This is a genomic window from Nocardia sp. JCM 38205 (assembly GCF_058222935.1).
In genome coordinates, this window is the sequence record NZ_JBYHFL010000006.1 from 72,703 (window position 1) to 87,565 (window position 14,863).

The following is a 14,863-nucleotide window of genomic DNA, read 5'->3' on the forward strand; positions in this document are numbered from 1 at the left end:
GTCGGTAACCACAGTTCCGGTCTTCATCTGGACAAACTCCCGCAACGAGTCGACCATCGTTGGTATACCAAATCTGAGGAGTCGGCGATGACCCGCAACCATTCGAGCAGACGACGTTCGCTGCCGGCGAGCGTCACCCTCGCGGCGTCGGCGGCGATCCTGACGGCTACCGTGGCGTGCACCGCTGACCCGGCGCCCACGCAGACCTCGGTCTCGACTCCCGTGCCCGCATCCGCCGGCGCACCGGCCTCGATCGAACCGAACCCGGGCACCGCCCCGGCGACCCCGCCGCACGACCCGGCCCTCGACGACGATCTGTTCGCCGCGGCCGCCGCCGATGCCGCGACCCGAGTGCGCGAGCTGCTGGCCCGCGGCGCCGATATCGAAGCCCGCGGACCACACGAGCGCACGCCCCTGATCGAGGCCACCAAGAACCGTGCCACCGACGCCGCCCGCGCACTCATCGAGGCCGGGGCCGACGTGAACGCCGTGGACGCCCTGCAGGATTCGGCCTACCTGTATGCCGGCGCCGAAGGACTCGACTCCATCCTCGACCTCACCCTCGCTCATGGCGCCGACCTGACCAGCGTCAACCGCTACGGCGGCACGGCGCTCATCCCGGCCGCCGAACACGGTTCGGTCACCACGGTGCGCAGGCTCATCGAGGCCGGCGTGGCGGTGAACCACCTCAACACCCCGGGCTGGACCGCGCTACAGGAAGCGATCGTCTACGGCGACGGCAGCAGCCGCTACCAGCAGGTCGTCACCGATCTGCTCGCCGCGGGCGCCGATCCGAACATCCGGGACAGCGACGGCAACACCGCCCTCGACAACGCGCTCGCGCGCGGACAGGCCGAGATCGCCGCCCTGCTCCGCGCCGACAGCTGACAACTCACAGCCCGGAGGCAGGCGCGATGCGCGAATCACGCAGTGCGGCGGTAGTTTCGGCGTCATGCATCCGCTGCTCACCCGACTGGACCGATGGCTCATGCTCAACCGCCCCGCCTATCGAGCCGGGTTGCGGCCCGGCGCGTCCGCGGACGCCATCGATGCCCTCGCCGCCCGGTTCGAGGGCCGGTTCCCGCCGCTGCTGCGTGAACTCCTCGGCTGGCACGACGGTGAAGGCGCCGACCATCGCGGCGCACTGCTGGGTACGTGGTCGCTGATGTCCACCGACAGTATCGAGTCCACCCTGGCAGATATGGCGTGGTTGGTCGACAACGACGACATGGCCGAGTGGTGGGGCCCGGACTGGATCCCGTTCCTGGACAACGGCTGGGGCGATTGCGTCTGCGTCGATCTCGCCGGCGCCTTCGATGGCGTTGCCGGCCAGATCGTCGAGTTCAGCCACGACAGCGAATACCGCTCTATCACCCATCCCGGGCTGGAAGCCTGGCTGTTCACGATCGTGCGGGGATTCGAAGACGGCACTTTCGCACTCGACTGCCACGCCGGCGTCGACCGCTGGGATCCGGTCGACGATGCCGCCTATCGAGCGTTCATCGGCGAACACTATCCGGGTTACCCCGTCACCGTGCGCGTCGGCGACGACGAACCCGAACCCGAACTCGATTCAGGCCCGGCCTCGCACGTTCCACCGCTGCCCGCGCTCGACCTGGACCGCATACGCGGAAATCTGCGTGCCGCCGGGCTCGGCGACGTCGTGGTCGACACCGCCTTCGACCTACTGCCGCGCACCGATACCGGACGCCGGCCGCCATCGAGCTGAGCACGCTCGTCGCCGCCGACCGCGCACCACGGGTGCGGTTGCTCGCCGAGCGAGTAAAGCTGCCCGATCCGCGCGCTCACCGGCGTACCCGCTGCTGTCGTCGTGCGTCCGGGCGCCGCCGCCGACAGCATGCCTGTCGCCCGACGAGACCGAGATCGCCCCGCACGGGTGAGCTGTTTGCCCGGCCGGTGTCCGGGCATCCGGCGCATATGGCTACAGAAACCGGACCAGGCGACACCTTGGGCCCCACCGAGAGCCTCGACTCCGACGAGGTGCGCAACGACGACGGTGACATCGTGGTCGACCCGCCCGAGGACTGGACCGGCGCCGACAAGTTCGGCATGACACCCGCCGAACAGCGCGCCGGCGAATCACTCGGACAACGGCTGGCCGAAGAAGAACCCGACCTGGGCGCCACCGAGCCGGGCGAACCCACCGCCGGGGAATCCGGCACCATCGACGAAGGCGACGACATCGACCAGCTGCCCGCCGACGACAGCGACGAAACCGTCGGCGAACACCGCGGACAAATCGACGGCGCCCCCGAGGATGGAGAGTCGTTCTTCCCGACCGAAGACTGACGACCCGCTGCACGCCCGACCGGGGGACGGTGCAGCCCGGCCGGGCGTCGGCGGCACCGGGACGCGACATCGGCTGCAGCTGTCGGTCGGCTGTGTCTGCGCGCGTTCAGCCCGGTCGGCCGACCCCCGGTTGAAGTGTTGCGGTCACGCCCCGCCGACGGCAGGTGGTGCGGTCGCGGGCCGGATATCCGGTGTGCGGGTGACCTCGGCGCCCAGCGCGGCCGCCGAGCGCGCGAGAACGGTTGCGTCGTAGATCGCCGCACCGCCCGGGTCGTTGTTGAAATACACCTCCACCTCAGCCGACCGCGGCCAGGTCTCGGTGAGGCGGCGCGCCCACTCGGCCAGGGTGCCGGGGTGATAGCGTGGCCAGGGCTCGGCGGTGCCGTGGTGCAGGCGCAGATAGCCCCAATCGGTGGTGCGCCACAGCGGTGTGACCGCCTGCTCGCCCGCATCCGCCCAGCACAGCGCCGCGCCCTGACGTTCGAGGACCTGCCTGGTCGCCTCGGTCCACCAGGACTCGTGGCGCGGTTCGACCGCCACCCGCGTGCCATCCGGAAAACACCGCAGACACGCCTCCAGCAGCGCGGGATCGGCGCGCAAGGTCGGCGGCAGTTGCAGCAGGATCGGTCCGAGGCGCTCACCCAGGCTCGCGGCCCGGCCCATCAGCCGCGCCACCGGTTCCTCGGGCTCGCGCAGCCGTTTGATGTGGGTGAGGAACCGGCTGGCCTTGACCGCGATCCGGAACCCCGCCGGAGTGCGGGCCCGCCAGGAGGCGAAGGTCTCGGCGCTGGGTAGCCGGTAGAACGCATTGTTGAGCTCGACGGTGGCGAAGGACCGCGTGTACTGCTCGAGCCACAGCCGTTGCGGCACCCCCTGCGGATACAGCACCCCGCGCCAGTCGCGGTACTGCCACCCGGAGGTGCCCACCAACAACGTCATACCCGGGGCGTACCCGCTCACCGGCCGGTGACGCAGCCGCTCAGGCCACCGCGACCCGCGCCGCGAGGTGGTCGGCCAGCGCGCTCAGCGTCGGCGAACATCCGGCATCGACGGTGTGGGTGGCCAGTTCGTCGCCGCGGGTGCGCCCACGATTGACGATGATCACCGGCGTCCCCGATTTCGCGGCGTGGCGCACGAACCGCAGCCCCGACATCACCGTCAGCGACGAACCGGCCACCAGCAGCACCTCGGCGTCGTCGACCACGTCATAGGCCGCGCGCACCCGCTGCTTGGGCACGTTCTCCCCGAAATAGACGATGTCGGGTTTGAGGATGCCGCCGCATCGCACACAATCCACCATGCGGAACGCGGCGGTATCGGCGATCACCGCGTCGGCGTCGGGCGCCACCTCCACACCGGTGGCGTCGGCGGCGTCGGCGAACCCCGGATTGGCGGCCTCGAGCCGATCCGCCAGCGACATCCGCGACACCAGATGATCACAGCTCAGGCAGCGCACCCGCGCGTAGGTGCCGTGCAGGTCGATCACCCGGCGATGGCCGGCCTTGGTGTGCAGCAGGTCGACGTTCTGGGTGATCAACCCGCTCACCACACCGAGGCGTTCGAGCCGGGCCAGCGCGCGATGGCCGGGGTTGGGGCGCGCGGCGTCCATGCGCCGCCAGCCCACATGGTTGCGCGCCCAATATCGTTGCCGGAACGCGGCGTCGCCGATGAACTGCTGGAAGGTCATCGGGGTGCGGGGCGGGGAGCCGGGGCCGCGGTAGTCCGGGATCCCGCTGTCGGTGGACATCCCGGCCCCGGTCAGCACCGCGACCCGGCGGCCGGTGATCATCTGCGCGAGCCGCTCGATCTCGGCCCGCCCGGCGGTGTGATCGGGCATGCACCCAGGGTACGGACCCACCGCCGAGCCCTTGGCGCCCGCGGCCGAGACGGCGCTCAGATCACCCCGAGCGCCAGCATCGCATCGGCGACCTGGATGAAACCGCCGATATTGGCACCGGCCACATAGTTGCCCGGCATGCCGTATTCGTCGGCGGTGGCCAGGCAGCGGTCATGGATGCCGCGCATGATCTCGGCCAACCGCTGCTCGGTGTGTTCGAAACTCCAGGAATCGCGCGAGGCGTTCTGCTGCATCTCCAGCGCACTGGTGGCCACCCCGCCCGCGTTCGCGGCTTTCCCCGGCGCGAAGGTCACCCCGGCCGCGCCGAACAGTTTCACCGCCTCCGGCGTGCACGGCATATTGGCGCCCTCGGCGACGATATGGCAGCCGTTGGCGATGAGCTTGCCCGCGGCGACACCGTCGAGTTCGTTCTGGGTGGCGCACGGCAACGCGATATCGCAGGGCACCTCCCACAGCGAGCCGCCGGCCACGAAACGCGCCGCACCCGGCCTGGCCTCGGCGTAATCGGCGATCCTTGCCCGGCGTACCTCCTTGATCTCCTTGAGCAACTCCAAGTCGATGCCGTGCTCGTCGACGACATAGCCACTCGAATCCGAGCACGCCACCACGATGCCGCCCAGTTCGTGGATCTTCTCGATGGCATAGATCGCGACATTGCCCGAACCCGACACCACCACCCGCTGCCCCTCCAGCGAACGGCCGGCCGCGGCCAGGATCTCGTTGACGAAGAACACCGCGCCGTACCCGGTGGCTTCCCGCCGGACCTGGGATCCGCCCCAGGTCAAGCCTTTTCCGGTGAGCACACCGGACTCGTAGCGGTTGGTGATGCGCTTGTATTGACCGAACAGGTAACCGATTTCGCGACCACCAACGCCGGTGTCGCCGGCGGGGACGTCGGTGTGCTCACCGAGGTGGCGGTACAGCTCGGTCATGAACGCCTGACAGAACCGCATCACCTCGCCCTCGGAACGGCCCTTCGGGTCGAAATCCGAACCGCCCTTACCGCCGCCGATGGGCAGCCCCGTCAGCGAGTTCTTGAAGATCTGCTCGAAGCCGAGGAACTTCACGATCCCCAGATACACCGACGGATGAAACCGCAACCCGCCCTTGTAGGGGCCGAGCGCGGAGTTGAACTCGACCCGGAACCCGCGGTTGATCTGTACCGCGCCGGAATCGTCGACCCACGGCACCCGGAAGATGATCTGGCGTTCGGGTTCACACAGCCGGCGGATCACCGCGGCGTCGGCATAGTGCGGATGCTTGGCGACCACGGGGCCGAGGCTGTCGAGTACCTCGTGCACAGCCTGATGGAACTCGGTTTCGCCGGGGTTGCGGCGCAACACCTCGTCGTAGATGTCGCTCAGCTTCGCGTCCAGGACAGCCACCCGCGGACTCCTTGTCGTCGTCGTTGCCTGCTCGGCCGGACCCTCCGGTCACCGCCGGATACGACCGGCCGAACCTCACACGCTAACCGCACCGGCGGTGAGGCCCGGACCACACGTCCCGGTCAGCCGCCACCGGCCGCCGCGCAGGCCCGTCGCCCGGGGCCGGGGTCAGGCGATTTCTTCGACCGTGCGCTCGAAGGCCAGTGCGCCATTGCCCTCGGCGATCTGACGGTCGAGCAGATGCTGCATCGGCGCCAGGAAATCCGGGGCGGCGCCGGCATCGCGGGTGGCACGCACGATCGCGTCGATGGCGGACTTGTGGAATGCGATGCCCTGCACGCCATCGCGGTAATCGCCGGTGTCGATGAGTTTTCCGTAGTCGGGCAGCAGCTGCGCCATCGCCGCCACCCACGCGGCCGCGCGTTCGGCGTAGGCCTGGGCCGACACACCGACCGAGCGCGTCATCGCCACACCGTTGAAGAAGCCGCCGAACATCCCGTACATCGCCGCCAGCAGCGCGAAGTCCAGGGTCGAGGCCAGCCCGGCGTCGGTACCGAAGTATTCGGCCGAGGCCAGCAGTTCCAGCATCGCGCGGTGCTCGTCGAAGACCGTCTGTGCGCCGCTGTAGAGGATGGACGCGCCGGGCTGCCCGATCATCGGCGGGACGGCCATGATGCCGCCGTCGAGGTAGTCGATGCCGCGGGCGGCGGCCCACTCGGCCGACGCCCGCGACTCCTCGGGCGTCGTGCTGGTCAGATTGATCACCGCGCGACCGGACAGCTGTTCGGCCACCGGGTCGAGGGTGGCGTGCACCGAGGCGTGGTCGAGCAGCAGCACGATGATCACCGGACTCGCGGCAACCGCGTCGGTGAGCGCGGCGGCACTGCTCGCACCGGCGGCGACGAGCTCGCCGTCCTTGCCTGGCGTGCGGTTCCAGACCGTCACGGACCGGCCACCTTTGAGTAACGTGGCGGCGAAGGCTCGGCCCATGGCGCCGAGGCCGAGGACGGTGACCGGTGCGGGGGTGGTGTCGGGCATGGAAGACATCTCCTGGGTTCGGTAGCGCGCCGATGCGCGCCGCATGCCCCAACACTGCGGTGTACCGGAAGACCCGACAAGTACCTACTATTTGGTCGGGTACTTACCACACCGTGTGTGAACAGGTAGCGAGGTCGGCAATGGGTGCGAAGAGATCCGGACCATACTTCTGCGGCATCGACGCGGCCATGGACGTCGTCGGCGGCAAATGGAAATCGCTGATCCTGTGGGAGCTGCACAACCACGGCATGCGCCGCTTCGGCGAACTGCGCCGCGGCCTTCCCGGTATTTCGGAGAAGATGCTCATCCAGCAACTCCGCGAACTCGAAGAAGACGAGATCGTCGACCGCACCGTCTACGCCGAGGTGCCACCGCGCGTGGAATACCGGCTCACCGAACTCGGCGCCGCCCTCAACGCCGCGCTCGGCCCGCTGGGGGAGTGGGGGCGCGAGCGGATCGCGCGGATCGGGGCGGACAAGATCCACGTCGCCTCCTAGGACCGGCGACGGCGTCGCCGAGTGCCTCGATCACGCGAGCGCCTGGAGTCAGGTCATCGACCGGCGCCGCGACAGGGATCGGCGCCGCGGATAATGCCGCGCACATCGCGCTGGTGCTCGGTACCATCGCCGGTCGTGGAGTGATGACAGCGCGGCACCCCTGATCGCGTCCCGGAGATCCGGGCGTGATGGATGGTGCTGCCCGCAGGTTCTTTCATCGCTCCGATTCAGAGGACAGCCATGACCGACGAGCAGTTTCTCGCCCACCTCACCGACCGCCTCGCCGCGCTGCCCGGCGTCGAGGCGGTCACCCTCGGCGGATCCCGCGCCGAAGGCACCCACACTCCCGACAGCGACTGGGACCTTGCCGTCTACTACCGCCACGGCTTCGACCCCGCCGACCTGCGCGCCATCGGCTGGCCCGGCGAGGTGTTCGACCTCGGCGCGTGGGGCGGCGGGGTGTTCAACGGTGGCGCGTGGCTCACCGTCGACGGCCGCCGCGTCGACATCCACTACCGCGACCTGGCCGCCGTCGACCGCGAACTCACCGAGGCCGAGGCGGGCCGATTCCATTGGGAACCATTGATGTTCCATCTGGCGGGCATCCCCAGCTATCTGCTGGTCGCCGAACTCGCGATCAACAGCGTGCTGCACGGTGCGCTGCCGCGCCCGGACTACCCGCGGGCCCTGCGCGAATCCGCGCCGCCGGTGTGGCGCGAACGCGCCGCGCTCACCCTCACCTACGCCGACAACGCCTATGCCGCACGCGGACACCGCACCGAAGTGGCAGGGGCGCTGGCGACGGCGGCGGTGCAGACCGCGCACGCGGTGCTCGCGGCCCGCGGCACCTGGGTGGTCAACGAGAAGCGGATGCTGAACCGCGCCGGGCTGCGCGCTGTCGACGACATCATCGCGGAGCTGGTGCCGCAGCCGCAGCGTTTACATGCTGCCATCGAGCAGGCGCGCGAGCTGTTCGACCGCGCCCAGTAGCGCACCGGCGCGCCCACCGCCGGACAACGAAGACGGCCGGTGGGCGCGAACCAGCGCCCGCGGCTACAGGATTCGCCCGAATCACCATGCACCCCGGCGATATCGAGAAGACTCCACGCCCCGGGGCGCAGCAGCGGCACCGGCGTGTTGTCCGCCGGCACTCACCCCGAGGACGGCGGGAATTTCCCGCCGCTGGAGGTTCCCCGGTATTTCGTCGAGGGCCTGCGCGAAGGCGCGGCGGCAGTGCTGGCTGCGGATCGGTGCGGCGTGGGTTGATCGCCCGGGAGGCGTGATCGGTGTGTGGGTTACTCCACGCGCACCAAGGCGGTGGCGCCGAGTTCGGATCGGGCCGCGGCCACGAGGTCGACCTCGATGGCCGCGATCGCGCGGTAGCTGGCGATGTAGTGCTCGATCAGCTTCTTGTGTTCGTCGAAGCCGATCGGCTCCCGCGCCACCGTCGCCGCGGCGGCCTTGGTCACCGAGTGCAGGGCCTGGCCGAGCCGGTCGCATTCTTCGAGCAGAGCGTCATCGGCGAGCAGGCGAATCACGTTGAACAGCACGGGAAGCCGGTCCAAGGTGTGCAGGATCTGGGCCTCGGCGTCGTCGACGGTCTCGGCGCTCCACTCCGCACGCCGATCCAGCTGATCGGTGACCTCCTCGGAGATGGCGAGGATGTCGGAGACTGCGTCGAGCACCTTTTCCCGCCGCCACCGGTCATGATCGCGGCTCGCGGCAGCGCCGTGGGTGGCCTCGGTGGTGCGTTGCGCCGCCTCCACCGCCGCGGCCGCGCGCTCGTCGGCGGCGATGATCGCGCGCCGATGCGAGCGGTGGGTCGCCAGGATCGTCAACGACAGCGCAACGACGACAACAACCGAACTGATGAGGGGCAGCCACGCAGTCACGCCGCCATCATCGCACCACCGCCCGCCACGGCGTCCCGCGGTCGGTGATGCTCCCACTGGATGAGACGGCAGCGGCCTACAGACCGAACGCGGCGTCGAGCAACTCATCGATCGCCGCGCACTGCTGCGCGGAGGGGACCGCGCCGGCGGCGAGGACGTCGGCGACCAGGGCGATGATCTCGCGGGCCGCCGCGCATTCCGGGGCGGGCAGCGGCAATTGGGCCACGTACTGCGTCATCCAGCGGCGGCGCCCGGAATAGAGCCGGTTACCGCACACTTCGTCGTAGAAGCGTAGGCCCAGCCGCGAATTGGCGACGGCCAGCATCAGATAGGCCAGCTCGTCGCCCCCGATATCGGGCACCGACATCCAGTAGCAGTTGCCGTTGACGATCGCCCCGGACCGGTCGAGCGCGAAACGCGCGGTGGCACTGATATCGGGGAACACGATCTTGGGTGCCGCCCACCGCGCAGGCTGTTGCGGCACCCAGATCTCATACCATTCGCGCCCGCCCTCGGCGACGTAGCGGCGGCTGCGCAACCGGTCGGCATGCGCCTCCAGATAGGCGCGGGTATCCGGGTAGTCGGCCAGATCCACCACCGTCCGTCTGGCGTGGTCGAGCACGTACGGATACAGCACCCGGCTCGCCGGTGCGGGCGAGACCCGCCACGCCAGCACATCGTGCTGGGTGAGCAGCGGGCGCAACAGCGACTGCTCCGGGCGCGGACTGCGTTCGTGCCAAGCGTCGGAGATGAACACCGGGTCCGCGGTGGTCTTGATGCCCACCCGGATGCGCGCTACCTCACCGAATCGGCGCCAGGTGCCCGCCTGCACCCGCTGCAACCACGCATCGCCTGCGGCATGCGAGCGTCGCCAGGGCAGGTGCGCGTCAACGGCCGATGCGAGATGCCCGGACCTGATGGCGATGGTGCGCCCACCGTGGTCGATGACGGTGTCGGCACCGGCGGTCAGCGCCTCGTACAAGCCGATCGCACTGTTCGGCACGGCGCGCATGTCCTGGTAGGCGGAGGTGTAGACGCACCGGGACGCCCCATCGGGTGCCCGGTTGCGGGCGATGACGATCGCGGGCAGCACCGCGGCGGTGAACAGTTTGGTGTCACCGAGGTCGTAGAGCTCGAGCGGTTGCAACGACTGCTGCAATACCGCCCGCACATTGGCGCCCGCCCGGGTGGTGAGGAACCGGTTCGAACACAGCAGCCCGACCACCCCGTCCGGGCGCAGCAGCGCGGGCAGCAACACCACGAACGGGTGGGTGAGATCGATGCGGCCACGCAGTCCGAACCGGGCGGCCAGTAGTCGGGCGGTCACCTGCCCGAGTTGCTGGACCCGCACATACGGCGGATTGGTGATCACGGCGTCGAAACCGGCGGTATCGAGTTCGGTTCGTGCGTCCAGGAAATCGCCCGCGTGCAGGTCGACCGCGATACCGAGGCGCGCCGCCCGCACCCGCGCCACCCCGAGCGCGTCGCGGTCCAGGTCGTAGCCGGTGAGCCGCACCGCGATCCCGGGCCGACGTTCGGTCACCGCACGGTAGGCCGCGAACAGTAACTCGCCATCACCGCAGGCGGGATCCAGGATCCGCAGTTCGGTACGTTCGTCGTCGAGATGGTCGACGACGCGCTCGGCCAGGAACCGTGCGAGATCGGTGGGCGTGTAGTGCTTGCCGTGCCGCTTGATCTCGGCCGGACTCTCGCTCACCCGCTCTCCGCTCCGTCGGTGCCGGCTCCGTGTGGACAGCGTACGAGGCGAACGACCTGCGGCTACCGGAATTGGCTCAGGTGTCATGCCCGGCTCGGACACGGTCGCCGACGACCACGCCGCACACCCGCCTCGCGCGCTCGACCGCACAAGCGACGGCACGCCGGATTCGGCTCACCGCGACTCGAACCCGCAGGACCCCGCCGAACGCCCCGACCAGCGGATCGGCGGCTGCCCGGGCACCGCGCGACCGACCGAACCACCGGCAACCCCGCCCGCGGATGGTAGGAAAGGGTACGTGTCGGCAACTGGCGGAGTACCGGGTTCACAGCAACGTTCTCGCGCGGTGTCGGAGGTGGTGGATCTGGTCAGTGCGCTGATCCGGTTCGACACCTCCAACACCGGCGAGCTGGCCACCACCAAAGGCGAACAGGAATGCGCCGAATGGGTGGCCGAGAAACTGCGCGAGGTCGGCTACACCACCGAGTACGTCGAATCCGGTGCGCCGGGTCGCGGCAACGTCTTCGCCCGCCTGCCCGGTGCCGATTCCTCCCGGGGCGCGCTGCTCATGCACGGGCACCTGGATGTGGTGCCCGCCCGCGCCGAGGACTGGAGCGTGCATCCGTTCTCCGGCGCGGTCCGCGACGGCTATGTGTGGGGCCGCGGCGCGGTCGATATGAAGGACATGGTCGGGATGATGCTGGCGGTGGCACGCCAGTTCAAGATCGAGGGCACCGTCCCGCCGCGCGATCTGGTGTTCGCCTTCCTCGCCGACGAGGAGAACGGCGGCAAATGGGGCTCGCACTGGCTGGTCGACAATCGCCCCGACCTGTTCGACGGCATCACCGAAGCGGTCGGGGAGGTGGGTGGTTTCTCGCTGACGGTGCCGCGCCCCGACGGCGGGGAGCGGCGGCTGTATCTGGTGGAGACCGCGGAGAAGGGTTTGGGGTGGATGCGGTTGCGGGCCAAGGCCCGCGCCGGGCACGGCTCGTTCCTGCACGAAGACAATGCCGTCACCATCCTCGCCGGCGCCGTCGCACGCCTGGGCACCCACACCTTCCCACTGGTGATCTCGGATTCGGTGGCGGAGTTCCTGGCCGCGGTGTCGCAGGAATCGGGCCTGGACTTCGACCCGCACAGCCCCGACATCGAAGGCACCCTGGCCAAACTGGGCTCGATCGCGCGGATCATCGGTGCCACCCTGCGCGATACCGCCAATCCGACGATGCTCGACGCCGGCTACAAGGCCAACGTCATCCCGCAGACGGCGGAGGCGGTGGTGGACTGTCGGGTGGTGCCCGGCCGGCAGGCCGCCTTCGAACGCGAGGTCGACGAACTCATCGGCCCGGATGTGGAACGGGAGTGGATCACCAAACTCGACTCCTACGAAACCACCTTCGACGGCCACCTCGTCGACGCCATGAACGAGGCGATCCTCGCCCACGACCCGCAGGGCCGCACCGTGCCCTACATGCTGTCGGGCGGCACCGACGCGAAAGCGTTCGCCCGCTTGGGGATCCGCTGCTTCGGCTTCGCGCCGCTGCGGCTGCCGCCGGAACTGGACTTCGCGGCCCTGTTCCACGGCGTCGACGAACGGGTCCCGGTCGACGCCCTCGAATTCGGCACCCAGGTGCTGGAACACTTCCTGTTGCACAGCTGAACCGATCCGAGATGAGGAGCCAATGAGCTACAACCCCTATGACGCTCTCCCGCAGGTCCCGTCCTTCACCGTGACCTCCGACGATGTGGCCGACGGCCAGAGGTTCGGCAACGACCAGGTCAGCGGCGTGTTCGGGGCCGGAGGCAAGGATGTGTCGCCGCAGCTGTCGTGGTCGGGTTTCCCCGACGGAACCAAGAGCTTCGCCGTCACCGTCTTCGACCCCGACGCACCGACGGCCTCCGGTTTCTGGCATTGGGCCGTGGCGAACATCCCCGCCACGGTGACGTCGCTGCCGGCCGGTGCGGGCAGCCAGGGCGGTGAACTGCCAACGGGTGCGGTGCAATTGCGCAACGACGGCGGCTTCGCCGGCTTCGTCGGCGCCGCCCCACCTTCCGGGCACGGACCGCACCGCTACTTCATCGTCGTGCACGCCGTCGACGTCGACTCCCTCGACATCCCCGCCGACGCCAGCCCGGCCTTCCTCGGTTTCAACCTGTTCTCCCGTACCCTCGCCCGCGCCACCCTGGTCGCCACCTACGAGCAGAACTGAGCAGGACAAGGCTGTGGCCCTGAGCGTGCTCGCTCAGGGCCACAGCGCCATCGGCAGGTCTCGGACAGCTACTTGACGTTGATCACGCTGTCGGGGGCGGGTTCGGCGTAGAGCGAGGTGATCTGGTCGGCGTATTTCGCCGCGATCGGCTGACGTTTCAGCGACATCTTCGGGGTCAACTCGTCGCCACCGGGCTCCCACACCGTGCCGAGCACGGTGAACCGTTTGATCTGCTCCACCCGGGAGAGCTTCTTGTTGCCCGCCTGCACCGCGGCCAGCACCTCGTCGAGGATTTCGCGGCGCTGGGCCAGACCGGCGATATCGGTGCCGGTGGCATCGAGCTCCTTGGCCCGCACCGCCGCGATATCCGGGTCGAGCACGATGAGCGCCGAAATGTAGGGCTTGGCGTCGCCGATGGCCACGACCTGCCCGATCAGCGACGACACCGCCTTCACCGAGTTCTCGATATTGCTCGGCGCGATGTTCTTGCCCGCCTCGTTGATGATCAGTTCCTTCTTGCGGTCCACGATGCGCAGGTAGCCGTCGGCGTCGAGGGTGCCGACATCGCCGGTGCGCAGCCAGCCGTCGTCATCGAAGGCCTCGGCGGTCTTGTCGGGCATATTGCGGTAGCCGCGGGTGACGATGGGTCCGCGCACCAGCACCTCGCCGTCGGCGTCCAACCGCAACTCCAGGCCGTCGACCGGGCGCCCGACCGTGCCGGGGCGCGGCTTGTCGAGTTCGGTGTAGGTGCCGACACCGGTGGTTTCGGACATGCCCCACACCTCCGACACGGTGAACCCGAGCCCGAGGAAATATTCGAGGGTCTCCGCCGGAATGGGCGCCGCACCCGAGGACGCCACCTTCAGCTGATCCAAGCCCAGCGCCGCCCGCAGCTTCGACAGCACCAACGCGTCGGCGATCGGATGCTGGATGCGCAACGTCAGCGGGCGGCCGCTGCCTGCCAGATCGGCGCGCGCGGCCGCGACACCGGTACCGATGGCCCACTCGGCCAGCGATTTCTTCACCCCGGTCTCGGCGGCGAGCTTGGCTTCGATACCGGCCTTGATCTTCTGCCACACCCGCGGCACCCCGAAGAACACCGTGGGCTTGGCGTCGGGGAGGGCCGCGGCGACCTCCCGCGGGTCGGGCACGGTGGTGAGCTGGATGCCGGTGAGCAGGTTCATCGCGTGCGCGGAAATGCGGTCGGCGACATGCGCGGCGGGCAGGTACGACACGATCCGGTCATCGATGCCCACCGACAGCGGGCCGTTGACCAGCGCGATCACCTGCGCGAGCACATTGCGGTGAGTGATCTCCACACCCTTGGACGGGCCGGTGGTTCCGGAGGTGTAGATGAGGGTGGCCAGATCGTCGGGTTGCACCGCCTGCCAGGCGGCGTCGAAATCGAAATCCTCGCTCGCGGCGGCTTCGACATCGTCGATGGTGAGTGCGCCGGTGACGGGGCCGTCCACCACGATCAAATGCTCGATCGGCACATCGGAGCCGGTGATGACATCGAGGAACTTCTGTTCGGTGACGACCACCTTGTTGGCGGCGTTGGTGAACAGGTGCGTGATCTGTTCGGCGGAGCTGGTGTTGTAGACCGAGAAGGGCGTGGCGCCCAGATGCAGGGCCGCGGTGTCGATCAGGTTGAACTCGGGCCGGTTGGTGAGCATGATGCCGACGGTGTCGCCGTGCCCAACGCCCAACCCGGCCAGCCCAGCGGCCAGCGCGCGCACGCGTTCACCGTATTCACGCCAGGTGATCTCCTGGGTGCCGCCGACGGTGCGCAAGGCGATCTGATCGGGGCGCAGGGCGAGGGTCTGCTGGAAGGCTTGCGGCACCGTGTAGACGGTGGTGCCGCTGGGATGGGCGTAGCCGATGTCTGTTGTGGTCATGTTCCGTTCCCGATGTCGCTGCATGAACCGAGCGTCTCGGCGGAGCCCCTGACTGGAC

General features: G+C 69.1%; 14 protein-coding genes. 7 read left to right on the forward strand and 7 right to left on the reverse strand.

Going from position 1 to position 14,863, the window contains the following annotated elements:
* Nucleotides 1-87: 87 nt before the first annotated feature.
* The 3 genes from AC4HOU_RS22005 (at nt 88) to AC4HOU_RS22015 (ending at nt 2,310) form a co-directional block, all read left to right on the forward strand.
* On the forward strand, nt 88-888 hold the full coding sequence (locus AC4HOU_RS22005; protein ID WP_490725102.1) for an ankyrin repeat domain-containing protein: 801 nt from the start codon (nt 88-90) through the stop codon (nt 886-888).
* 64 nt (nt 889-952) lie between these two features.
* A complete protein-coding gene (locus AC4HOU_RS22010; protein ID WP_490725103.1) occupies nt 953-1,729 on the forward strand; it encodes an SMI1/KNR4 family protein in 777 nt (258 codons plus the stop codon).
* Between the two features lie 209 nt (nt 1,730-1,938).
* Nucleotides 1,939-2,310, forward strand: a complete 372-nt coding sequence (locus AC4HOU_RS22015) for a hypothetical protein (RefSeq protein WP_490725104.1) — start codon at nt 1,939-1,941, stop codon at nt 2,308-2,310.
* Between the two features lie 144 nt (nt 2,311-2,454).
* Here AC4HOU_RS22015 and AC4HOU_RS22020 read toward each other — a convergent pair whose 3' ends face one another.
* The 4 genes from AC4HOU_RS22020 to AC4HOU_RS22035 form a co-directional block, all read right to left on the reverse strand.
* A complete protein-coding gene (locus AC4HOU_RS22020) occupies nt 2,455-3,249 on the reverse strand; it encodes a DUF72 domain-containing protein (protein WP_490725105.1) in 795 nt (264 codons plus the stop codon).
* 40 nt (nt 3,250-3,289) lie between these two features.
* Nucleotides 3,290-4,147, reverse strand: a complete 858-nt coding sequence (locus AC4HOU_RS22025; RefSeq protein WP_490725106.1) for an NAD-dependent protein deacetylase — start codon at nt 4,145-4,147, stop codon at nt 3,290-3,292.
* Between the two features lie 56 nt (nt 4,148-4,203).
* Nucleotides 4,204-5,553: an NADP-specific glutamate dehydrogenase gene (gdhA, locus tag AC4HOU_RS22030; protein WP_163815350.1), complete on the reverse strand. Its 1,350-nt coding sequence runs from the start codon at nt 5,551-5,553 to the stop codon at nt 4,204-4,206.
* Between the two features lie 168 nt (nt 5,554-5,721).
* A complete protein-coding gene (locus tag AC4HOU_RS22035; RefSeq protein ID WP_163815352.1) occupies nt 5,722-6,591 on the reverse strand; it encodes an NAD(P)-dependent oxidoreductase in 870 nt (289 codons plus the stop codon).
* Between the two features lie 140 nt (nt 6,592-6,731).
* Here AC4HOU_RS22035 and AC4HOU_RS22040 point away from each other — a divergent pair, with 140 nt between their 5' ends.
* Both AC4HOU_RS22040 and AC4HOU_RS22045 read left to right on the forward strand, forming a co-directional pair.
* Complete coding sequence (locus AC4HOU_RS22040) at nt 6,732-7,088, forward strand: winged helix-turn-helix transcriptional regulator (RefSeq protein ID WP_163815354.1); 357 nt, start codon at nt 6,732-6,734, stop codon at nt 7,086-7,088.
* A 240-nt stretch (nt 7,089-7,328) separates the two neighbouring features.
* Complete coding sequence (locus AC4HOU_RS22045) at nt 7,329-8,078, forward strand: nucleotidyltransferase domain-containing protein (protein ID WP_195019352.1); 750 nt, start codon at nt 7,329-7,331, stop codon at nt 8,076-8,078.
* Nucleotides 8,079-8,383: 305 nt separating this feature from the next.
* On the opposite strand, the gene AC4HOU_RS22050 is transcribed toward AC4HOU_RS22045, so the two are convergent.
* Together AC4HOU_RS22050 and AC4HOU_RS22055 are read right to left on the reverse strand one after the other, a co-directional pair.
* Nucleotides 8,384-8,980 carry a hypothetical protein gene (locus AC4HOU_RS22050; protein WP_195019351.1) on the reverse strand — a complete coding sequence of 199 codons (597 nt, stop codon included), beginning with the start codon at nt 8,978-8,980 and terminating at the stop codon, nt 8,384-8,386.
* A gap of 76 nt (nt 8,981-9,056) precedes the next feature.
* A complete protein-coding gene (locus AC4HOU_RS22055; protein ID WP_195019350.1) occupies nt 9,057-10,697 on the reverse strand; it encodes an Eco57I restriction-modification methylase domain-containing protein in 1,641 nt (546 codons plus the stop codon).
* Between the two features lie 298 nt (nt 10,698-10,995).
* Here AC4HOU_RS22055 and AC4HOU_RS22060 point away from each other — a divergent pair, with 298 nt between their 5' ends.
* Both AC4HOU_RS22060 and AC4HOU_RS22065 read left to right on the forward strand, forming a co-directional pair.
* Entirely contained in the window at nt 10,996-12,357 is a 1,362-nt protein-coding gene (locus AC4HOU_RS22060; protein ID WP_163815364.1) for a M20/M25/M40 family metallo-hydrolase, read from the forward strand.
* A gap of 22 nt (nt 12,358-12,379) precedes the next feature.
* Nucleotides 12,380-12,907 carry a YbhB/YbcL family Raf kinase inhibitor-like protein gene (locus tag AC4HOU_RS22065; protein WP_195019349.1) on the forward strand — a complete coding sequence of 176 codons (528 nt, stop codon included), beginning with the start codon at nt 12,380-12,382 and terminating at the stop codon, nt 12,905-12,907.
* A gap of 68 nt (nt 12,908-12,975) precedes the next feature.
* Here AC4HOU_RS22065 and AC4HOU_RS22070 read toward each other — a convergent pair whose 3' ends face one another.
* Nucleotides 12,976-14,805: an AMP-dependent synthetase/ligase gene (locus AC4HOU_RS22070; RefSeq protein ID WP_195019348.1), complete on the reverse strand. Its 1,830-nt coding sequence runs from the start codon at nt 14,803-14,805 to the stop codon at nt 12,976-12,978.
* Between the last annotated feature and the right edge of the window lie 58 nt (nt 14,806-14,863).